We start from the raw sequence: 19,146 nt of genomic DNA on the forward strand, positions 1-19,146 counted from the left end.
TCTTCTCCTTCGCCTTCAGGTGCTTGTCGAGACGTTTCAGTTGGACGCGGAGCAGGGCGGACTGGAACTCGCTGAGTCGCAGGTTCCAGCCGAGTTCATGGTGGAGGTGCGGGGTGTGTGGCGGGCGGCTGTGGTCGCGCAGGGAGGCGATGTGGGCGGCCAGGCCGGGGTCGTGGGTGACGACGGCGCCGCCGTCGGCGGTGATGTTCTTGGTGGCGGCGAAGCTGAAGACGGAGACGGCTCCCAGGGCGCCGGGGCTGCGTGCAGCGCGGCGGCTGATTCGGTGGTGAAGCCCAGGCGGTTCCAGCCGCGCGCGGCGGTGACCAGGGCGACGGTACCCTCGTCGGCCTTACGGTCGCCGCGGCTGCCCGCCGCATGGGGGGCCGCACCACGCTGTACAAGTTGATCTCCTCCGGCGAGATCCCCGCCGCGAAGGTTGGAGGGTTGCGCCGAGTCCTGGTGGGGGCGGTGAACGAGTTCCTCCAACGCCGCCTCTGCCGTGAGGTTTCGGCGCTGCGTCTTGAGGGGCGTACATGGCCAACCCCACGAGGTCTCGCCAGCCCAACGGGAACGGCGCCGGACCGGACCCAGCGCCGCATTCTTGAATGACTTCATCAGCCTCCAGGCCCCTTCGAAAGCCTCTCGCCTGCGCTGTGCCATTTCAGGATCGGCTCGTACCCGAGCAAGGTCTGCTTCTACCTGCTGGGGGATGTTGTCGACGACTCGTTCCAGGTCGGCCTGTTGCTGGTGATCCCGTGTCGTGTGAGCTGGAATTCCTCGAGCGGAATGCCACGGCGCTTGTGTTGGACCTCGGGCATGCGCTGCAACGGTAGTCCGGGTGGCTGTGGCGGGGAGACACGGACCGCTCTTGTTCGCATGCGCGGTTGAGATGACTGCAAGGTGCCTGTGGCTGACCGGATGAGTCTGGTCCCGGCCGCGGGTCTTGTGAAGCGTTTGCCCGCGTGTCGGCATCTGTGCCGCGGTCGTATTCTCCAGCTGTGACGGTAGTCGGGTGGGCGTACGAGCTGGCGGAGTCGTTGCTGCGCGAGGGCCTGCCGCAGCGATGGCAACACTCCCAGGGTGTAGCCGCCTGCGCGAGGCGACTTGCGCCCCTCGTGGAGGGCAGGAGCGAGGTCCTGGAGGCGGCCGCTGTCTTGCACGACATCGGGTATACGCCGGCGCCTGTCGAGACTGGCTTCCATCCCCTCGACGGGGCCCGTCATCTGCACACGATCCCGGACGTGGACGATCGCGTCGTGCGGCTGGTGGCGAACCACTCCTTCGCGCTGCTGGAGGCCGAAGAGCGCGGGCTCAGCGCGGAGCTGGCTGGCGAGTTCCCGCTGCTCGACGATCCGCTGCTCGTGGACGCCCTGGTGTACTGCGACATGACCACAACGCCTGACGGCTAACGTACGACGTCCGAGGCGCGGGTGGCTGAGATTCTTGGGCGCTACGGGGTGGACAGTGTGGTCGGGCGGTTCATCCGCCGAGCCGAACCCGAGATCCACGCCAGTGTGGAGCGGGTGCGGGCCATGGCGGACACGGTGGGCGTGATGCTCTGAGCGGCTATCCCAGGAAGGGATAGGTGCCGGCCAGGTAGTGGCCGATCTGTTCGTGCATGCTCGGGTGGATGTCGAGAGTGCCAAGAGTGTCTGGGTGCACCCAACGCACGCCGTCCGCCTCCTCGTTGATCGTTGGCTTGCCGCCGACGGGGCGGCCGATGTAGGCGACCTCGAATTGCTGCCGGATCTCGCCGTCGGTGTAGGCGACGATGTGCTCGGGGTTCGAGTAGACGCCGAGGAAGCCGGTGACCTCCGCGATGATGCCGGTCTCTTCCTCGCACTCGCGCACAGCGCACTGGGCGGGGCTCTCGCCGATGTCCTGCGCGCCTCCGGGCAGGGCCCATTGGCCCGTGTCGCGGCGCCGCTGCAGGAGGATCTCGCCATCGCTGTTCACGACTGTACGTGTTGTCGGCCTGCCTCACCTGAGCAGCTTCACCAACGGCCTAGAAAAGGAGGTCGGCGGCAGAGGGTAGCTCGCGCAGCCATCGGTGGACTCATGGAGTGCAGTTGCCTGCCCCGATGAACTGACGTGTGTTGGTGTACGCGTCGTAGACGGCGACGGCCCAGCGGGTGTAGTTCCAACTCTTGTTGCTGTTGAACTCGACCGTGAGCTTGCGGCAGACGGCCGCCTCAACAGCGCCTCCTAGATTGGACTGGGATGCGCGGTTGGCGAATCGGCTGTTGGGGTCGTCGGTCCACACGTAAGCGGCGTTTTCGACGGGATCGAAGCCGAGGCTGATGCCGTCGTTGAGAGTGAGGGCGTCCTCGTTCGTCTCGATGGTGTTGGTGTTCCAGGTGGCAACGATGGCTTTGACCGTGGCGTCGGCGACGCGGATCTCCGTCTTGTTGCTGCTGGGTATCTCAGCCGTGGCCATGCCGGATTCGTCTCCGTGCCACTGACCGGCTGTTTCTGAGAGGCAGCCGTCTGTCGCCTCTCCGTAGCCGAGGGCCGCTGCGTCGGGATCATCGTCGGACGTCTTCCAGTGGATGGAAAAGCGGCCGTAGGGCCAGGTGGTCGGGTCGTTCTTGAGGCGGTGAGCGAGGGTGGAGCAGGCTGCCATCTCACCGGTCCTACGGAACACCTCCTGGTAGTTCTCGGGCAACTGCGGAACTGGCCCACCGGTGACCATCACAGTCTGGGCCCGCTGGTTGAACGTGATCGTGGGTTTCATGAAGTCCATGTCCTTGGTGGCCAGCATGGACATCATCCGGTCACGGATCGCCTTCTCCGCGTCCCGTTCCTCGGGGCTGCCGGCGACGGTGCTCGACCTCCACTCGCCGGGATGTGGCTGCGTCTCTTCACCGGCACGGGTGTAGGCAGGGTTGGCCACCTCGGCGAGGGGATCCTTTGGGATCCTGATCGTGCGCGAATCGACTGCGGGAACGGTGGTGGGTTCGGCATGTGTTCCGGAAGCCGCGGCGGCGGAGGCGGTGATCGAGGCGGCGTTTCCGGTGGGGCGTGCCGAAGTGGCGGTGCGTTGGGACGTGAGGTCCCCGTCCGCACGGTCGCCACTGCTGTAGAAGGTGAAGAGGCCGCCCGAGATAGCAGCGCCGGCGATCGCTGTGACGACGGCCGCGATGAGAGTGCGCTTGCGCCTCGGGGACGCGGGGAGGCTCCAAGCAGGGTCCTCCATGCTGGGCAGGTGCCACTCGGCAGTGAGGGAGTCGCTGCTGCACGTCGGCGCCGGCCCGGCGTCGGCGCCAAGGACCTGCGTCGCCTGGCGGGCCAGGAGCTGCGCGCATTCCCGGGCCGCCGCGTCGGCACTGATTCGCTCGGCAGGTTCTTTCGCGAGAGCCTTCATCAACAGCTCGCGCAGTTCGTCGGGAAGGCCGTCGAGATCGGGTTCGCCAGACATGACACGGTAGGCGACGACGTCCGGAGCTCCAGTCCCGAAAGGCAAGCGCCCTGTGGCGGCGTAGGCGACAAGCGTGCCCCAGGCAAACATGTCGCCCTCGGGGCCTGCGGTACCGGTGCGGTAGTGCTCGGGGCTGATCCAACCGGGGGTGCCGGTCATGACACCGGTCCGGGTTACGGAGGTGCCGTCAGCGGCATGAGCGATACCGAAGTCCAGGACCCGGGGGCCGGCCTGGGTGAGGATGACATTTTGCGGCTTTACATCCCGATGGATGACGCCGGCGGCGTGGATGGCGGCGAGGGCCTGGGCGGTGCCGGTGGCGAAGGCGTACAGGGTGCCGCCGGTGAGCGCTCCGTGGGCGGTGAGATGTTGGTCGAGGGTGAGCCCGGGGGCGTAGGCGGTGGCCAGCCAGGGGTTTTCGGCATCCGGGTCTGCTGCGAGGAGGGGTATGAGGCACGGCCCTTGTACGCGGGAAGACAGCTGGACTTCTCGGCGAAAGCGGGCCAGGAACTCAGGGTCCTCGGCTTGCGCGGGGTGGATCACCTTCACCGCTACACGGAGGCCGGTTGGACCGAGACCGGCGTGAACGGTACCCATGCCGCCCGAGCCGAGACGACCGATGATCCGATAGGGACCAACCTGATTCGGGTCACCAGAGCGGGCAGGCTGTACCCGAGATTCTATGCGAGCGATGCTCACAGGGCGTTCGTTCCTCTTCTGCGATGGAGCGCCATGAGACTGGACAAACACCCGTGAATGGAGTCCCTCGGCCTAGGAACGGGATGGTATCCGCAGATCGCGGGAAGAAGAGGGCAGTTGGCAGCTTGGAGTCCGAGCGACACAAGATCAGATGGTGCACTCGTAGGGCCATGAGACACGATCCCGTCCCATCCGGCCTTGATCGCGAAACGGCAGCTCGACAGCGGTGGTGGCCCTCGAATAGCTGGCGCCCGCACGGTGAGCGTGCGGGTGGCGGCGATGGTTTAGATGACCGCGCCGTGGCTGGTCAGGGGGCGTCCGTGCCTGTTTTGGGAGATGTGGAGACAGATGATGCTCCCGGGCGGGGCTGCGTCCGGCCAACTTGGTTAGCCCTCAGGGATCCAGCGTGAGCTGCTCGTTAGGCTTGCGGCATGACTGACTACGTGCAGGTTTCGACGGCGACGGAGACCAAGCAGGAGGCGATCGATCTCGCTGGTTCGGCGGTCAAGGAGCGGCTCGCCGCGGGCGCGCAGATCATCGGGCCCGTCACCAGCGTGTTCTGGCATCTCGGTGAGTACGGCACGGGCGAGGAGTGGCAGCTGCTTCTCAAGACGACGAGTGAGCGCTACCCCGAACTGGAGGCTTACCTGCTCGAGCGCCACCCTTGGGACAACCCGGAGGTGTGTGCCGTGCCGATCACGGAGGGTGCGGAGCGCTGCAAGATGTGGATCAGCGACGCCGTCTCGCCGAACGCGTCCTAACCTGCCGCACGCTCCAACAAGTCTTGGACGGGCCCGAGATCCTTGTGGGCACGGAGGCGGCCGAGGACCAGGTCGATCCGTTGCCTGGGGCGGATGGAGGCGACGCCTGTTGCGAGTTCGAGAGCTCGGCTGGTTCTCGCGGCGGCTTGCTCAACCTCGCCGGCTGTGAGGTAGGCGTCTGCGAGCCACGAAAGGTAGAGGGCTTTGTCGCGGGCGTGGTCGTCGGAGTATCGGTCGAGGGCGGCGGTGAGGACCGGCACGGCCCGCAGAGGGCGGCGGAGTTCGGTCCAGCATCGGCCGGTCATGATGTCGAGTTCGGTGCGGTCGACCCAGGCTGACCAGTCGGGTTGAGGTTCGTCTTCCTGGGCGGTCTCCAGGGCTTCGTGTGCGGCGGCGAGGGCGCGTTCGGTACCTGTCGCCTGGTTGTCGACGGCGCAGGCCCAGGCGAGTCGCTCGTAGAGGAGAGCGCGGACGGACGATGGGGTGCGGCCGGTAATTGTTGCGCAGGAGTCTTCGGCGAAGGTGACGGCGGCCCGGCGGTCGTCCGTGATGGTCTTGTAGGCGAGGAATGCGAGGGAGTTGCCGTAGAGGTCGGCGTCGCCGGCGTCCTTGGCGGCCTCGCGGCTTTCCGTGTAGAGGGATTCGGCGTCCTGTGTGCGGCCGCCGTCGAAGGCTGCCCAGCCCGCCTGTTGGGCCTGCTCGGCGTGGAGTGAGGTGAGGCGGCGGCGGGTCTCGTCTGTGAAGCTCCCGCGCCGCAGGAGGCCCTTGGTGAACTGGACTTCGCCGACGTATACGCGGTAGGTGTCACCGCCGCCGAGGAAGTCGTCGAGGCGGCGTAGACGGGCGGTGCGCTCGCGGAGCCTGTCGACGTATGTGCTGGTGATGCGGCGCGGGGGATCGGGGCGGTGCAGGGCCGGCAGAGCGGCGGCGAGGCCCGTGGTGGTCGCGGCTTGGAGGATGGTGCGGCGGCGCACGTGCATTCCGTTCTCTGAGGAGGACATTCCTGCGGGGGCGTCTTCGGCAGCATCCGCCTCCCAGGGGCGGGGTGTGAGGCCGAGCATGGGTCCTGGGACGCGTAGCGCATCCGCGATGTTCATGATTTTGCCGAAAGTCGTGATCCGACCCTGCCCCTTGGCCAGTGTCCCGACCCGTTCAGGTTTGATGTCGCACTCGGCTGCGATCTTCGAGTAGCTGATCCCCGCCCGCTCGCGTGCGATCCGAAAAACCACACCGAAGTCATGGTCTGCCAGGGCTCGTTGCACTTCCTCGTCGTTGAGGAGTTCGGGCGGCAGGGCCGTCGGTGGCTGGTAGATCATGCGGCACTCTTCCTGCTCGCCAGAGTCTGCGCGGTGGGTGTCCACGGTGTGTACCCATCATGGGGATACCCCGCGCTGGGAGGCAGAGCTTCCTCGGGAATTCCATCCTGTACGCCAAGGCCCCGGGGCAGTGCTGTCCGCCGACCCCGGGGCGTTGACGACTGGTTAGGAGTCGCCATGCATGAGCGTACCCAACTTGCCTCTCTACTTGGGGAGTTCAGCTTCAGTATGCTTTGCGATACGCCGGAGGTCGCGCGATGAGCGATGTCTGGGCTCCTGCGGAGCCGAGCCCTGGGGTGCTCGTGCACTCCGCCCGAGACCGCGAATTGGCGTCAGCCCACTGGCTGTTGTCTGCGGCTCCGGCGATCAAGGAAGCCAGGAGGGAATGGGCGGAGAACGGAATTACGGTGCTGCGGTGCGGTGGCGTTTTCACGGCCATCCGTATCTCGGCCGGCATTGTGCACGCAGCGGCGGGGACGGAAGATCCGGTGGCGGTGAGCGACTACCTCTCCCGCGTCCTGCGGGGCCCCGTCTTCGCTGACCAGGCCGCGCGGCGTTTCTATGTGCTGGTGCCGGCGAGCACACAGCGGCTGTCGCAATGGCACGGCACCGCCGTGCCTGAAGCCGAATGCCTCGGCGCGCACTGCTTCGTCGGAGTTCCTCGTCCGGGCCGCGATGATCCCCGCGAGTTTCGGTGTCACTGGGTAGTGCCGATGGACGGCCCCGCCGACCTCTGCTCCCCGCACGCGGTCACGCAGCTCCTCGACTATGGCCGGCTTCGCCTGGCCGCGGCGGAGGGAGTGGCCGATGAATGACTCTGCGCTCGAAGCCGTGGAGATTCTGCACTTCCTCAATGCGGAGACACCGCGCGTCACCACCAGGGACGAGGCGGCCGGGCGCGCTGTGAAGCTGGGGGACTGGGCTCAGGTGCTGTTGCCACAGGCGCGGGCGGCCCTCGCCGAGGTGGCCGACGAATGCAGACAGCGCGAAGCGATCACCCGCATCATCGGCTGGTCTCTGAAGACTCTGGAACGCACCTTTCAGCCGTCTCTTCAGGACGCGATCTGGCACGTCGAGAGCCTCACGACGTGCTGTCGCCTCCTAGCTGACGTCGTGTTGACGGTCGGCGAGGGGCGCGTCGTGTGCTTCTGGTGCAAGACCCACTCCCACGACACCCGGCTCATCCACGTTGTAGAGGTCGGCAGCGGCCCGGGCTGCGCACTCTCCGCGTGCCCGCCATGCCGCAAGCGCTACGCCCTCACGCCGTTCATCGACCAGCCAGGTATGACGCCGCCCGCTTCCGTCGGGGAGTAACCGACAAGACTCCTCGGTGCTACGCGCCTTGTCCCCGAGGAGGCTCCGGCCGCCATCTGCCGCGTGCCCTGACGGGGGCGGCCGGAGCCAGCATAGACGCAACGAAGGGTCCTGTCTGATGCCAAGGCCCGCGCGTACTTCACCGCGAAAGGCCAGGGCCCCTGTGTAACCCGAGTCCCGCCCTTGGTCGTGCCGCGCCCCGTCCCAGGGCCGGGGCGCGGGTCCCAATCCAAGTCGCTCACGTTTACACCCCGGGAGGATTCCTGATGACCTATGAGGTCCTGGTAGCGCCGTTCCTGGAGAGGCACTTACTCCTGCGGCCCGGAAATCAGGCAGGCGCCACGATACCGGCGCCGATGTATGAGGAGCTGCGCGACACCGCGAATCGGGGCGGAACAGTCCCGCCGTGGCTCGCCGATACGGTCCAGCAGGCATGGGGTCTTCACCTTGCGGGACGGGCCATGGACGGTTCGGTCCTCGTCCGCGACGCATCGCCCTACGGCTACTGCCGCGCCTCCTACGAGCTCAACCTCGGCTGCAACTTCGACTGTGCGCACTGCTATTTGGCGCAGAAGCGGTTCGCCGGCCTGGACTGGCCGGACCGCGAGAAGCTGCTGATGGCGATGCGCGACGCCGGTGTCGTCTGGCTCCAGATGACGGGCGGTGAACCGATGATCGACCGCCTATGGGCGCAGACCTACAGGTACGCCTGGGACCTGGGCATGATGCTGTCGGTCAGCACGAACGCCTCGGCCATGTGGAAGCCGGAGAACATCGAGTTGCTCACCGGCCGACGGCCCTACCGAATCACCGTCAGTGTCTACGGGGCTTCCGAGAACTCCTTCGACGGGCTCACCAAGCGCCGCGGATCCTTCCGCAAGTTCCAGCGCGGTGTCGAGGCCGCGCTCGAGGCCGGGCTCGCCCTGTCCCTCAACCTGATCATCACGGAGAGCTGCGCCCACGAGGAGCAGCAGATGATCGACATGGCCCAGCAGTGGGGACTGCCGTACCACGTATTCTCCAACATGTCCCCGACGATCTATGGCGGCGCCGACTCACTGCCCGCCCAGTCGAAGGATCACCTGCGCGAACGTAAGCCGTTCGGTGGCTGCCACGCCGGCCACACCTTCTTCCACTCCGATCCGCACGGCCGCATCTCGATCTGCAAGGTCGGCCGGGATGAGCAGATCGACCTCGTCGCCGAGGGCGTCGACGGCCTCACCCGCCTCGGCCCGATCGCGGATCGCCTCATGCTTCGCACCGGTGGCTGCTCCGGCTGCGCCTTGTCCGGCACCTGCCGGGTGTGCAGGCCGCTCGCCAAGCTCTACCAGGAGGCGAAGGCACCACTGCAGATGTACTGCCAGCACACGAAACAGGAGGTACCGACATGACCGCCATCACGACCCAACGACCCGCGACCGGGCCCGTGCCCGTCGAGATCGCCCCGGTGAAGAGCAGCGTGATCACCCTCGTAGACGACCTGGAGACGATCGTCGAGAGCGAGAAGTGCAGCTGCAACGCGGGTGACGACAACCCCTACTAGACGGGCACGGCCGCCCAGACCACGCGGCACTGCCTTCTGGAGCCGGGGGCCCCTTCATTGCGGGCCCCCGGTTTGCTCAGTTTCCCAGGGGATTCGGGAGGCGTTGTGCCGGACGCTGGAGGGCGTAGAGCGGCCGTCCGTTGAACTCGCGCTTGCGCACCAGGGAAAAGCCCTGCTCCTCGTAGTACACGGCCAGCCGGTGCTCGGTCGTGACGCGACGAACCCAGCGCGCTCCGTCACGGGCGGCATAGTCGACTGCCCACGACGCAATGCGCATGCCGAGCCGCTGACCGGCCCGGGCGGGGTCGGTGACGGTTGAGGTCAGCAGGCGACTCGCCTCGTGACGCTCCTCCTCTGTCCACGCCGCGGTGCCGAGCCGGTCGACGATGATCGTGACGCCGCACAGTCGGTCGCCGTCGAGGAGGCACCACATGGGGGCATGGCTGGCCTTGCTGGCGATCTCGGCGGCACTCTGCGGCCATGGAACGTAACCGCGGTCAGCCATCCACTTGAAACGGTCCGCGGTCAGGCGCTCGATGGTGTCGTGGTCGCTCAGGGTGGCAGGACGCATGGTGTACATGGACACGCTCCAGGCTCGTTGCGACGCAGCAGAGCCTACGGGGCCCGAGAGACAGGGGCAGGGAACATGGAAGCCGTCATGCTGGCCGACCTGCCGGCCCCGGTCCGTGAGGCCGTCGCATGGCAGACGGGTCCTATCCTGGCTGCGAGCCCGATTGCTGCGGGGCACAACAGCCCTCTGTCCGTACGCCTCGAAACGGCCCTCGGATCACTCTTCGTCAAGGGGCTGCCGGACACGTCACCGGGCCGGGTCGCGACTCAGCACCGCGAGTACGAGATCGGTCGTCACCTACACGGCGTTGGGCCTCGGGCGCGCTGGCAGATTCGCGCGTCAGGCTGGCATCTCGTCGCTTTCGACTATCTTGACGACGCGCGCCACGCTGACTATCGCCCCGGATCTACGGACCTCCCTGCCGTCGTCAACCTTCTGCAGAAAGTCGCCCGGCTCCCTATCCCTGTGGGCGTTGACCTCCGCAGAGCCGAACAACGCCTCTCCGCATACGGCGACGGAGAACAGTTGCGGCACGTCGTCGGCGGAACCCTTCTCCATACTGACCTGAACCCGCAGAACGTCCTCCTCACCCAGGACGGCACAGCTCACCTCGTCGACTGGGGATGGGCCACCCTGGGCGCCCCCTGGCTCGATGCTGCCGCCTGGGGGATCTGGCTCGTCGCATCCGGCCATACCCCCAGCGCCGCACTCGCGTGGGCCGCGCGGCTACCCGCCTACCGGGCTGCCGCCCCTGCCGCACGCCACGCGTATGCCGTCATGGCCTCGGCTATGTGGGAGGACATCGCGGAGGCGAGCGACGCGCCCTGGGTGTCTCGCCTACGCGATGCGGCTGGAGCGTGGGTCGCGGCCACATCCTGTAGCGACCTCAGCGACCAGCAGGAGATCTCATCGCGCGCAGACCGATCCCGTCGGTTCACCGGCACCTGACGAGAAGGTGATCCGGCGCAGCGCGGTATGGCAGCCGATACAACCGGCCGAGCTGCGCCGACGTCGTGTGGCACCTGCGCGAGGAGGACCACGTCGGCCCCGTCGTCCTGGTGAACAAGCACGACGGCATCGATTTGCCTCGCTCGGCCCCTGCTCATCACCGACAACAGCACTCTCGATGAACGACTGACAGCTGCCAGATGCAGCCTCCGCTTCCAGGACCGGCGGGTCGATGAGCTCGAAGCACGCATCGCCGCCCTGGGAGCATTACCTCCGCGGCAGCCCCGTAATCGGCCGCCGCTGGCGGGAAGCGCGGACCGTGACACCATGCACGCATGCATTTCGAGCTCGTCCCACCCATAGGTGTCGGCCCGCTGCAGATTGGCATGTCACGCCACGCTGCGAACAGCGTGCTGGACTCACTGCGGGAACCGACGGCGATCTCCCCGTCCGACCAAGCAGGTCAGCATATCTTCCGACCCAGCGGCCTGATGATCAGTATCGAATGCGCGCGTGACCAGCTGGAATCCGTGGAACTGGGACGCCCTACTGAGCCATCGGACGTCGTGCTCTTCCGCGGAATCGATCTCTTCGGCCTGCCAGCCCGCGAGGTCGTGACCCGCATCTCCGAAGCTACAGCCATCGCCGCCGACGACGAGGAGCCTGCGTCATTCGTCGCGCCAGAACTGCTGCTCAGCTTCTGGCGCCCCTTCGACGGCGACGAGCAACCGGACGATGAACAGGGCTACTACTTCAACTCCGTGTTGCTGGCTCGACCCGGCTACTACGACGGCCCCAGCCATGGGTAGGCCGGGAGCAGCCATGTGATCTCGCCGCGCCGCCCCCCATGCCCCGTCCACCGTCCGGTGGACGGCGCGCCCTACTGGGTGTTTTGAGGTGACCGGCGGCGGGAGGGGCGGGCCAGTCGATGGCGAGGCGTGGGGGACAGCAGTTCAAGCCTTCGTTCCGGCGGCAGCACGGTTCGCTCGTCATGGGTTCTGCGCGCGCAGGGCTGTCGTCTCCGGGGGCCGGAGCGTACCGCCGCGAGCTGTTGGTTCCTGAAAAGTTCTGGGTGAGGGGGTGGTCCGCTCTTCGCAGATCCACGGTGTCGTGGTCGCGTCCCAACCGCGATCACTGTGGAGGTCCCTGTCGTGGTCCCTCTTTTGGCTACCGCACTTCTGCTGCTGCCCTCCGTAGCGCTGGCGTGCCCCTTCGCCGTCGCCGAAGCGCGTACGTGTATGAGCCCCGGTCCCGGCCGTCATCGCCGCATCACGCGAGGGCGGCATGCGGCGAGGGGAGGGCGGCGATGAACCGCTCGTTTCCGCCCGACCCCCGTCGTGTGTTCACGAACCCCTGCGTCCTGCTGCGCTGGACTAGTTGCACCCCGAACGCGCCGGCGCAGGCCCGAGCCGCATTACGCGGCATCCTTGGCCAACTCGATTTGAGCGCCGAGGCGATCAGCGATGCAGTGTTGACGGTGTCCGAGCTCGTGGCCAATGCGACCGAGCATGCGCCGGGACCGTACGAGATGAGGCTGCGGCTCGCCGCAGCCGAGTTTTTCTGTGAGATCGAGGACGCAGATCCGCGCATCCCCGGGATTCCAGCGTTTCCCTCGGCTGCCCCCTTCGCACCTGTTCCCGAGGGGCGTGGAGGCGGGCTGGATGCCTTGCTGAGTTTGCTCGCCGAGCGCGGTCGAGGGCTGGCCATCGTGAATGAACTCACCCAAGGAGCATGGGGGTTCAGGTGTACGCAGCGCACGAAGTTCGCTTGGGCATCATTCCCGGCGAACGTGCCGCCGCTCCTCGCTGAGACCGTCGTGCGACCGGATAACGGCGCTCCCGATGAGGTATCCGAATGCGCTGAGCGTTCCTACGATCTGGATCGTTGAGACAGAAGAGTCTGAGAGGGAGTTGTGAGGGCCGATCCGCACGGTGCGCTCGACCCGGGAGGCCGGTCCCCACCGTGGCCTGGGTCGAGCCGGCCACCGCTGACGGTACGGCGGTGGGCACTCCGTCGCCCGGCTCCAAACTCGGGCCTCCGTGATGTTGGCAGTCGCCGCGGACTCGCCCTATCCGGCGCGCACGCGACTGCTCTCCAGAGGCAGGCGCCCATCGGACTGTGAGGTGCTCTGTTCAGCGGTTGGACGCCATGGTGTCCGCGGGTGCGCTGATGTAGCGGCAGCTCCACTGCCCGACTCCGGGTGGATCAACACGTCTAACTCCGCTCCCGTGCAGGTGAATTGGCGTGACAGCGAGCGGTGAGATCGCTGATTACTCGCACCGTAAGAGTGAATGGGACGCGAATGTTCTGGATCTTGTTTGTCTCGCCAGAATCCTGGGGCATGACGGTTGCAGCGGTGACGTATCAACCACGCTGCGTGATGCGTAGCAGGTGGGAGTGGGGGAGACACGTGAGAGCAAATGGCGTACGCACGGGGGCAGTTGTGTCCATCGCCGCAGTCCTGGCATGCGGATTGGGGGCGTGCACTCACGGTGCGCGCGGTCCGGAGGGCGGGAAGGATTCCCAGGCTTCGGAGCCTCGAGCCTCGGTGTCCCCGTCTGCGACCGGCGAGGCGGATGGTGAGGCCGTGGCGGCCTACAGGGCTATGTGGGAGGACGCCGCCGAAGCCTCCCGGACCTCGGATCCAAAACATCCGCGGCTCGACGATCACGCAGAGAAGAACGCTTTGTGGCTCCTTCAGTACGTGATGCGGCAGGCGCGGAAGTCGGGGGTGACTATGACGGGCGAGGTAGCCGTTGCGCCGATGGTGGTGAAGGTGAGCCCAAACAGGGTCGTACTGCGGGACTGCTTCGACGGCTCTCGGTGGGTTCAGGTGAAGCAGGGAAGTTCGCCGCATGACATGTCCGGTGGACGACACCGCGCCAAAGCCACCATTGTGCGTACGGCCAAGGGCTCGTGGAAGGTGTCCGACCTGTACTGGGAGGACATCGGCACATGCGTGAAGTGACACGTCGAATGGCGCGTGTTTCACGCGGGCTAATCATCGTGGCGGTGGTGGGGCTGTTTGGCCAGATGGCCGGGGTAAGTTGGGCGGGCGACGGCGATGAGGGCGTGAACTTCGGCACGGGAGTGAAGTGCCGTCAGCCCGGGCGATGTGGTGTCGGCGCGAGCAACGCTGCGCGTCCTGCGAGTGAGGGGAGGCCGAGGGTGTCCTCGCCACACCGGGCTTCGGCGGGAAAGGGAGATGGGGGTCCGAAGGGGCCACCGACGATCGAGTCGGATGGCTGGGAGTACGACCTCGGTAACGGGATGGGGATCCTTCCTCGATTCGACGGTGATAAGGCGAGGCCGCGGGGACGCGATGTGGAGCCGAAGCCGGACCCTGCGATGGTCGCGCAGCAGGTGGTGCGGGAGTTGGTGTTGCCTGATCCGGTGATCCGGACCAGTCCCGATGAGAAGCATGCGCAGTTGGTGCGGGTGCCGACGTGGATGTGGTTGGACCGGGCGATGTGGAGGCCGGTGTCGAAGACCGCGAAGGTGCCTGGGGTTTCGGTGACGGCGACGGCGATACCGCGTTCGGCGACATGGCGCATGGGTGACGGCGAGACAGAGGTGTGTGACGGCTCGGGGACGCCGTACTCGCCAAGGTTCGCGGCGGATTCGAGCTCTCCGGACTGTGGGCACACATACGTGCGCTCCTCCGCTGGCCGGCCGGACGATGCATACACCGTGTCGGTGACTGTCACGTGGGACGTGGAGTGGCGCGGCGGGGGCGAGCAGGGCCTCATTTCGGGGCTGCAGACCCAGGCGCAGATGCCCTTGAGGGTCGCTGAGGCGCAGGCGCTGGTCGTGGCCTGATCACCGAGCCGGGCGAAAGGTACTGGGGCAGCAGGGGCCCTGGGCCAGATCTTCTTGAACGAGAACGAGTTAGGTGAAGTGTGGGTACCTCTTTGTCTTCTTCCAGGTCGGCGGATGCGAACGGTGGGTGGGCGCGGCCCAGGCCGCCCCGGCAGCCGGCCGAGGGTCCTCCTGCAGGTGGCGGGCCGGTGGGGGCGCCGCGGCGGTGGCGGCCGGGGCTGGTCGCGCTCGGCGTCGCCGGGGCCATCGCCTGTGCGGGCGGTGTCGCGTGGACGGTGGGTAATGCCGGGGAGCGGCAGCCGGTGCTGTCCGTGGTGCGTCCGGTGGCTGCGGGTGAGGTGATCGAGGCGCGTGACGTGGGTGTCGTGCGACTTGGTGTCGATGACGCCACGCAGTTGGTCCTAGCTGGTCATCGGGATGCGGTGATCGGTCGGCGGGCCGTGGTGCCTTTGGTGTCCGGGCAGTTGCTCGCGCCCGGGCAGTTGGGCGACGCGGCCGGGTTCCCGCCGGATGGGCAGGCGCTCGTCGTCGTGGGGGTCGAGCCGGGGATGCTGCCCGCTGGACTGGCGCAGGGACAGCGGATCGCTGTGGTGCCCGGCGCCCTGCCGGGAGGGCGTGAGACGGCCGACGCGGGAGCGGATGCGAAGGTGCCGGATCCGGTGCTCGGTGTGGTGAACGCGGTGGGGCGGTCGGAGTCGGCGTCCGGGAAGGGCGCTGTGACGGTGCTCGTGGATGCTGGGGCGGTGCGCCGGGTGGCGCAGATGAGCGATCCGAGGGTCGCGGTGCTGAGCTCGTCCGTGAAGGCGGTTTCCTGATGCGGCAGATCGTGGCGCTCGGGTCACTCAAGGGAGCGGCGGGGTCGAGCACGCTTGCTCTGGCGCTGGCCGCGGCGTGGTCGCCCAGCGGTGAGGTGGCGTCTTTGGTGGTGGAGGCGGATGCTTCCGGGGGCGACCTTGCAGTGAGGTTCGGACTGTCGGACATGGCGGGCCTGCTCGCGTTAGCGGCCGGCGCCCGGCAGGCGGGGGCGGAGCGGGACCTCGAGGCCTGTACGCAGGAGATTGCGGGAGGTCTGCGGGTGGTGGTGGCGCCGACCGGAGCGGATCAGGCCCTGCCGAGCGTCGCGGAGGTAGCGGCATGCCTGCCCGTTCTGCGCGGTGATGCCGGCAGCGAGGGGACGGTGCTGCTCGATCTCGGGCACCTCGGGGCTGCCCCGTCGCGGGAGCTGGCGCGGGCGGCGGACCGTCTGGTGCTGGTAGCCCGGGGCAGCGCGGACGCCCTGGCCCATGTGGCCGCGCGCCCCGAATGGCTGGAAGGAATCCCGACGGAGCTCGCCGTCGTCGGCAAGTGCCGCTACTCCGAGTCCGACATCGCCCAGGCGCTCGAGATGGACCGGGACAAGATCCACCTGCTGCCCTGGGATGTCCGCGCCGCGGATGCCTTCGCCGGTACTGCGCGTGTGACCGAAGGACGGTGGCGCCGGTCACCGCTGGCCCGGGCGGCATTCGTCCTGGCGCGGCGGCTGGCAGGGGCCGATGCGGGCGTGGCACGTGGCGGGTTGTGCGGCGAGTTGGCGCAGCTCGGCTCGCGTGCCCTGCCCAGCCAGTTGCTCGGCCGGTCCGGGGCATTGCGGTCGCTGGAGAAGGGCGGTGCGCAGTGATGGACCATGTCGTGGCCGCGGAGAAGTTCCGGGAGAACATCGCCGCGAACCTGACCGGCTTCGCGCATTCGCGCAGTGAGGCCGGACTGCCGGTGCAGAGCGGCGGTGAACGGCGCACGCTGGCGAGGAAGCTGCTCGCCGATGAGATCGCCTCCCACAACCAGGGCCGACTCAGGGTGGGCAAGCCCGCCCTGAGTGATGTGGAAAGGGAGGGCATCGAACGTTCGGTGATGGAGGCCCTGTTCGGCCTCGGTTCGCTCCAGGAGCTCTTGGACGACGAGCGGATCGAGAACATCCAGATCAATGGCGCGGACCAGGTCTTCGTCCGCTACGCCGACGGAACCGAGGAGCAGCGTGGCTCGGTGGCCGCCTCCGACGGTGAACTCGTCGATCTCGTACGGCAGATCGCGGCGCGTTCGGGCTTGGAGGAACGGCGTTTCGACCGCGGGTCACCGAGCCTGAACGTCTGTCTGCCGGACGGTTCCCGCTTGTTCGCGGTCATGGCGCTGTCGCACCGGGTGGGGCTGACGATCCGCCGGCATCGCTTCAAGCGCGTGTCCATGGACGACCTGGTCGACCGCCTCGGCGTGTGCGACCGGCGCCTGGCGGCGTTTTTGACCGCGCTGGTGAGGGCCCGGAAGAACATCATCATCGGCGGCGGCACCAACGTCGGCAAAACGACCCTCGCCCGCGCCCTGGCCTCGGTGATTCCACCGCAGGAGCGGCTGGTGACGATCGAGGACACCTTCGAACTCGGGCTGCACGAGGACACGCTCGCGCACCCCAACGTGATGGCCCTGCAGGCCCGCGAGGCGAACCTGGAGGGCGAGGGCGCCGTCGATCAGGCGGAGCTGGTGCGCTGGGGGCTTCGGATGTCTCCGGACCGGGTGATCGTCGGGGAGATTCGCGGCCCGGAGGTCGTGCCGATGTGCAACGCCATGAGCCAGGGCAACGACGGCTCGCTCTCCACCATCCACGCCTCCACCTCACGCGGAGTGTTCACGAAACTCGCCGCCTACGCCGCCCAGTCACCGGAGCGGCTGTCGCTGGAGGCGACGAATCTGCTGGTCGCCTCGGCCGTGCACTTCGTGGTGCATGTGGGCTGGGACGTAGACGGCAGGCGCGTCATCGACTCGATCCGCGAGGTCGTAGACGCGGACGGCACCCAGATCGTCTCCAACGAGGTCTACAAGCCCGGCCCGGACGGGCGCGCCGTGCCAGGGGCTCCCGTGCGCACCGAAACCTTCGACGAGCTGGTCGATGCAGGCCTGGATGTGGACCTCCTGCGCGCCGAGCGGCGGAGGACTCCATGACCCACCACGTGCTCGTCGGGCTGTTGCTGGGAGCGGGGCTCGCCCTCTCCCTCTGGCTGACCGTGTACGGAGTTCTGCCGCGCCCGCTCGGCCGCCGCAGCGCACACCGGCGGTGGCGGCTGCCCCTGCAGGCGAGCGGGCGGCAGTGGCTGGTCGCCGCTGTCACCGCCGCCCTGACAATGGCCCTCACAGGCTGGCCAGTTGCAGGGCTCCTCACCATGGTCGGCGTGCTGACCCTCCCGCGACTGCTGGGACGAGACCGCCAAGCGGCGGCCCGCACGACCAGGCTGGAGGCCGTCGCCATCTGGGCGGAGATGCTGCGCGACACCCTGTCCGCGGCGGCCGGACTGGAACAGGCGATCCTCGCCACCGCCCCCATCGCCCCGCCCGCCCTGCGCGAGCAGACGGCTCGCCTTGCGGCCCGCATCGACGACGGGCACCCGTTGGGTGAAGCGCTGCGCACCTTCGCCGACGAGGTCGACGATGCCACCTGCGACATGGTCACGGCCGCACTGGTCATGGCCGCCGAACGCCAAGCCCGCCAACTTTCCGCACTGCTGGGCCAGTTGGCGGCCGCGACCCGGGAACAGGTGACCATGCAGCTCAAGACCGAGGCCGGGCGCGGGCGGGTGAGGACCTCGGTGCGCGTTATCACCTGCACCACTTTGGGCATGGCGGGGGGACTGGTCGTCCTCAACCGCCCCTACCTCACTCCGTACGAGAGCGCTGAGGGACAACTCGTCCTCGCCTTGGTGGGCGGCCTGTTCGCCCTCGCCTTCTGGTGGCTGATGAAGATCGCCACCCTGGAGGAAGAGCCCCGGATCCTGAAAGCCGTACGCCCTGCGCCGGGGGAGGCGAGGGGCCGATGACAATGATTCTTCTCGGGCTGGGACTCGGCGGATTCCTGGCACTGACCGTGTATGGCATCAACCCACCCCGAGCCTCCCTCGCCGACACACTCGCCAGACTCGGCAAACCCCCGGCCGCACCACCGCCGACGGCCGTGGAAAACAAGGTAGAGGGCTGGGCGACGAGGCTCGGGTGGCGGGCCGTGCCGACACTGAAGACCCTGGGCCTGCCCACGCGGAGCCTTCGCGACGACCTCGCGGTCGCCGACGTGCCGGTCGAGCGGTTCCTGGCAGAGAAGGCGGCTGCCTTCCTCGCCGGCCTTCTCGCGCCCAGTGTCGCCTCACTGCTGCTGTGGGCGCTGACCGGCAGCGGATTCGGTGTGCGACTGACGGTCCTCGGCTCACTGCTGACCGGGACGGGGCTGTTCTTCACCCCAGACCTGTCCGTACGCGCCGAGGCCCGCAAGCGCCGCAAGGAACTGCGCCACACCCTGTCCGTCTTCCTCAACCTCGTCGTCATCGCCCTGGCCGGCGGTGCCGGCATCCACCAGGCCCTCGCGGACGCCGGAGCCAATGCGCACGGATGGGGCGCGGCCCAATTGCGCCGCGCCCTGACCGCCGCGGAGGTCGGGCGAACCAACGTCTGGCACGAGCTGGGCGAACTGGGAACCCGCACCGGCGTGCGGGAACTGACGGAACTCGCGGCGACAGTCTCCCTCGCTGGCAGCGAAGGCGCCAAAATCCGCGTGTCGCTGGAGGCCAAGGCCGCCGCGATGCGCACCCGCAGCCTCGCCGAGGCCGACGGCGCCGCGCAGTCCGCCACCGAGCGGATGTCGCTGCCCGTGGTCGTCCTCTTCGCGGGCTTCCTCGTCTTCATCGGCTACCCGGCCCTGCAGAACGTTCTCGCGGGGTTGTAGCCCCACACACTCACTACGAAAA

Annotated in this window: 19 protein-coding genes and 4 pseudogenes; 17 read left to right on the plus strand and 6 right to left on the minus strand. The window is 67.8% G+C overall.

Translation table 11 applies throughout. The annotated features are described in order from the left end of the window. Positions 1–16: 16 nt before the first annotated feature. Positions 17–307 (minus strand): annotated as a pseudogene (locus ACIPWY_RS03320) (DegT/DnrJ/EryC1/StrS family aminotransferase); the annotation flags it as partial. Between the two features lie 53 nt (positions 308–360). Between ACIPWY_RS03320 and ACIPWY_RS03325 the strand changes: the two are divergent. Together ACIPWY_RS03325 and ACIPWY_RS03330 are read left to right on the plus strand one after the other, a co-directional pair. Beyond that, positions 361–609 (plus strand): annotated as a pseudogene (locus ACIPWY_RS03325) (helix-turn-helix domain-containing protein); the annotation flags it as partial. Between the two features lie 389 nt (positions 610–998). Next, positions 999–1,562 (plus strand): annotated as a pseudogene (locus ACIPWY_RS03330) (HD domain-containing protein). A 4-nt stretch (positions 1,563–1,566) separates the two neighbouring features. Here the strand turns inward: ACIPWY_RS03330 and ACIPWY_RS03335 are convergent. Together ACIPWY_RS03335 and ACIPWY_RS03340 are read right to left on the minus strand one after the other, a co-directional pair. Further along, a pseudogene (locus ACIPWY_RS03335) lies at positions 1,567–1,959 on the minus strand (NUDIX hydrolase); the annotation flags it as partial. Between the two features lie 97 nt (positions 1,960–2,056). Then, positions 2,057–4,168, minus strand: coding sequence for a serine/threonine protein kinase (locus ACIPWY_RS03340; protein ID WP_401532099.1), 2,112 nt, complete (start codon positions 4,166–4,168; stop codon positions 2,057–2,059). A gap of 380 nt (positions 4,169–4,548) precedes the next feature. On the opposite strand from ACIPWY_RS03340, the gene cutA reads away from it, so the two are divergent. Then, positions 4,549–4,878: a divalent-cation tolerance protein CutA gene (gene cutA, locus ACIPWY_RS03345; RefSeq protein ID WP_401532100.1), complete on the plus strand. Its 330-nt coding sequence runs from the start codon at positions 4,549–4,551 to the stop codon at positions 4,876–4,878. On the opposite strand, the gene ACIPWY_RS03350 is transcribed toward cutA, so the two are convergent. Further along, positions 4,875–6,194, minus strand: a complete 1,320-nt coding sequence (locus ACIPWY_RS03350; RefSeq protein WP_401532101.1) for a helix-turn-helix domain-containing protein — start codon at positions 6,192–6,194, stop codon at positions 4,875–4,877. The genes cutA and ACIPWY_RS03350 overlap by 4 nt on opposite strands. A 257-nt stretch (positions 6,195–6,451) precedes the next feature. Between ACIPWY_RS03350 and ACIPWY_RS03355 the strand changes: the two genes are divergently transcribed. The 4 genes from ACIPWY_RS03355 to ACIPWY_RS03370 all read left to right on the plus strand — a co-directional run bounded on the left by ACIPWY_RS03355 (position 6,452) and on the right by ACIPWY_RS03370 (position 9,051). Further along, positions 6,452–7,009, plus strand: a complete 558-nt coding sequence (locus ACIPWY_RS03355; protein WP_401532102.1) for a hypothetical protein — start codon at positions 6,452–6,454, stop codon at positions 7,007–7,009. Further along, a complete protein-coding gene (locus ACIPWY_RS03360) occupies positions 7,002–7,508 on the plus strand; it encodes a hypothetical protein (RefSeq protein WP_401532103.1) in 507 nt (168 codons plus the stop codon). Before ACIPWY_RS03355 ends, ACIPWY_RS03360 begins: the two co-directional genes overlap by 8 nt. Positions 7,509–7,969: 461 nt before the next feature. Beyond that, entirely contained in the window at positions 7,970–8,899 is a 930-nt protein-coding gene (locus tag ACIPWY_RS03365) for a radical SAM protein (protein ID WP_401532104.1), read from the plus strand. After that, complete coding sequence (locus tag ACIPWY_RS03370; RefSeq protein ID WP_401532105.1) at positions 8,896–9,051, plus strand: hypothetical protein; 156 nt, start codon at positions 8,896–8,898, stop codon at positions 9,049–9,051. The genes ACIPWY_RS03365 and ACIPWY_RS03370 overlap by 4 nt, the downstream gene beginning before the upstream one ends. 76 nt (positions 9,052–9,127) lie before the next feature. Here the strand turns inward: ACIPWY_RS03370 and ACIPWY_RS03375 are convergent, their stop codons facing one another. Both ACIPWY_RS03375 and ACIPWY_RS03380 read right to left on the minus strand, forming a co-directional pair. After that, on the minus strand, positions 9,128–9,631 hold the full coding sequence (locus tag ACIPWY_RS03375) for a hypothetical protein (protein WP_401532106.1): 504 nt from the start codon (positions 9,629–9,631) through the stop codon (positions 9,128–9,130). Positions 9,632–9,961: 330 nt separating this feature from the next. Beyond that, entirely contained in the window at positions 9,962–10,231 is a 270-nt protein-coding gene (locus ACIPWY_RS03380) for a hypothetical protein (RefSeq protein WP_401532169.1), read from the minus strand. On the opposite strand from ACIPWY_RS03380, the gene ACIPWY_RS03385 reads away from it, so the two are divergent. The 10 genes from ACIPWY_RS03385 (at position 10,148) to ACIPWY_RS03430 (ending at position 19,124) form a co-directional block, all read left to right on the plus strand. Then, the gene (locus ACIPWY_RS03385) at positions 10,148–10,570 is read left to right on the plus strand and encodes a phosphotransferase family protein (RefSeq protein WP_401532165.1); all 423 of its coding nucleotides are present in this window, start codon (positions 10,148–10,150) and stop codon (positions 10,568–10,570) included. The two genes, ACIPWY_RS03380 and ACIPWY_RS03385, sit on opposite strands and share 84 nt — an antisense overlap. 335 nt (positions 10,571–10,905) lie before the next feature. Then, positions 10,906–11,379, plus strand: a complete 474-nt coding sequence (locus ACIPWY_RS03390; protein WP_401532107.1) for a hypothetical protein — start codon at positions 10,906–10,908, stop codon at positions 11,377–11,379. Between the two features lie 497 nt (positions 11,380–11,876). Continuing rightward, entirely contained in the window at positions 11,877–12,458 is a 582-nt protein-coding gene (locus ACIPWY_RS03395) for an ATP-binding protein (protein ID WP_401532108.1), read from the plus strand. 699 nt (positions 12,459–13,157) lie between these two features. Then, a complete protein-coding gene (locus ACIPWY_RS03400; protein ID WP_401532109.1) occupies positions 13,158–13,538 on the plus strand; it encodes a hypothetical protein in 381 nt (126 codons plus the stop codon). A gap of 380 nt (positions 13,539–13,918) precedes the next feature. Continuing rightward, on the plus strand, positions 13,919–14,389 hold the full coding sequence (locus ACIPWY_RS03405; RefSeq protein WP_401532110.1) for a hypothetical protein: 471 nt from the start codon (positions 13,919–13,921) through the stop codon (positions 14,387–14,389). 188 nt (positions 14,390–14,577) lie between these two features. Continuing rightward, the gene (locus ACIPWY_RS03410) at positions 14,578–15,204 is read left to right on the plus strand and encodes an SAF domain-containing protein (RefSeq protein WP_401532111.1); all 627 of its coding nucleotides are present in this window, start codon (positions 14,578–14,580) and stop codon (positions 15,202–15,204) included. After that, positions 15,204–16,046, plus strand: coding sequence for a MinD/ParA family protein (locus ACIPWY_RS03415; RefSeq protein WP_401532112.1), 843 nt, complete (start codon positions 15,204–15,206; stop codon positions 16,044–16,046). The genes ACIPWY_RS03410 and ACIPWY_RS03415 overlap by 1 nt, the downstream gene beginning before the upstream one ends. Then, positions 16,046–17,359, plus strand: coding sequence for a CpaF family protein (locus ACIPWY_RS03420; RefSeq protein ID WP_401532113.1), 1,314 nt, complete (start codon positions 16,046–16,048; stop codon positions 17,357–17,359). Before ACIPWY_RS03415 ends, ACIPWY_RS03420 begins: the two co-directional genes overlap by 1 nt. Next, entirely contained in the window at positions 17,356–18,228 is an 873-nt protein-coding gene (locus tag ACIPWY_RS03425; RefSeq protein ID WP_401532114.1) for a type II secretion system F family protein, read from the plus strand. Before ACIPWY_RS03420 ends, ACIPWY_RS03425 begins: the two co-directional genes overlap by 4 nt. Continuing rightward, positions 18,225–19,124 (plus strand): type II secretion system F family protein, encoded by a 900-nt coding sequence (locus ACIPWY_RS03430; RefSeq protein WP_401532115.1) that lies wholly within the window; start codon positions 18,225–18,227, stop codon positions 19,122–19,124. Before ACIPWY_RS03425 ends, ACIPWY_RS03430 begins: the two co-directional genes overlap by 4 nt. The last annotated feature ends 22 nt before the right edge of the window (positions 19,125–19,146 follow it).

This window comes from Streptomyces sp. NPDC090032 (assembly GCF_044748025.1).
Lineage (GTDB): Bacteria > Actinomycetota > Actinomycetes > Streptomycetales > Streptomycetaceae > Streptomyces.

What these genes read in the sequence shown, in the direction of transcription:
- ACIPWY_RS03430 (WP_401532115.1), top strand. Translation starts at nt 18,225, where the DNA reads ATGACAATGATTCTTCTCGGGCTGGGACTCGGCGGATTCCTGGCACTG.
- ACIPWY_RS03395 (WP_401532108.1), top strand. Translation starts at nt 11,877, where the DNA reads ATGAACCGCTCGTTTCCGCCCGACCCCCGTCGTGTGTTCACGAACCCC.
- cutA (WP_401532100.1), top strand. Translation starts at nt 4,549, where the DNA reads ATGACTGACTACGTGCAGGTTTCGACGGCGACGGAGACCAAGCAGGAG.
- ACIPWY_RS03365 (WP_401532104.1), top strand. Translation starts at nt 7,970, where the DNA reads ATGGACGGTTCGGTCCTCGTCCGCGACGCATCGCCCTACGGCTACTGC.
- ACIPWY_RS03360 (WP_401532103.1), top strand. Translation starts at nt 7,002, where the DNA reads ATGAATGACTCTGCGCTCGAAGCCGTGGAGATTCTGCACTTCCTCAAT.
- ACIPWY_RS03370 (WP_401532105.1), top strand. Translation starts at nt 8,896, where the DNA reads ATGACCGCCATCACGACCCAACGACCCGCGACCGGGCCCGTGCCCGTC.
- ACIPWY_RS03355 (WP_401532102.1), top strand. Translation starts at nt 6,452, where the DNA reads ATGAGCGATGTCTGGGCTCCTGCGGAGCCGAGCCCTGGGGTGCTCGTG.
- ACIPWY_RS03425 (WP_401532114.1), top strand. Translation starts at nt 17,356, where the DNA reads ATGACCCACCACGTGCTCGTCGGGCTGTTGCTGGGAGCGGGGCTCGCC.
- ACIPWY_RS03420 (WP_401532113.1), top strand. Translation starts at nt 16,046, where the DNA reads ATGGACCATGTCGTGGCCGCGGAGAAGTTCCGGGAGAACATCGCCGCG.
- ACIPWY_RS03375 (WP_401532106.1), bottom strand. Translation starts at nt 9,631, where the DNA reads ATGTACACCATGCGTCCTGCCACCCTGAGCGACCACGACACCATCGAG.
- ACIPWY_RS03405 (WP_401532110.1), top strand. Translation starts at nt 13,919, where the DNA reads ATGGTCGCGCAGCAGGTGGTGCGGGAGTTGGTGTTGCCTGATCCGGTG.
- ACIPWY_RS03350 (WP_401532101.1), bottom strand. Translation starts at nt 6,194, where the DNA reads ATGATCTACCAGCCACCGACGGCCCTGCCGCCCGAACTCCTCAACGAC.
- ACIPWY_RS03390 (WP_401532107.1), top strand. Translation starts at nt 10,906, where the DNA reads ATGCATTTCGAGCTCGTCCCACCCATAGGTGTCGGCCCGCTGCAGATT.
- ACIPWY_RS03415 (WP_401532112.1), top strand. Translation starts at nt 15,204, where the DNA reads ATGCGGCAGATCGTGGCGCTCGGGTCACTCAAGGGAGCGGCGGGGTCG.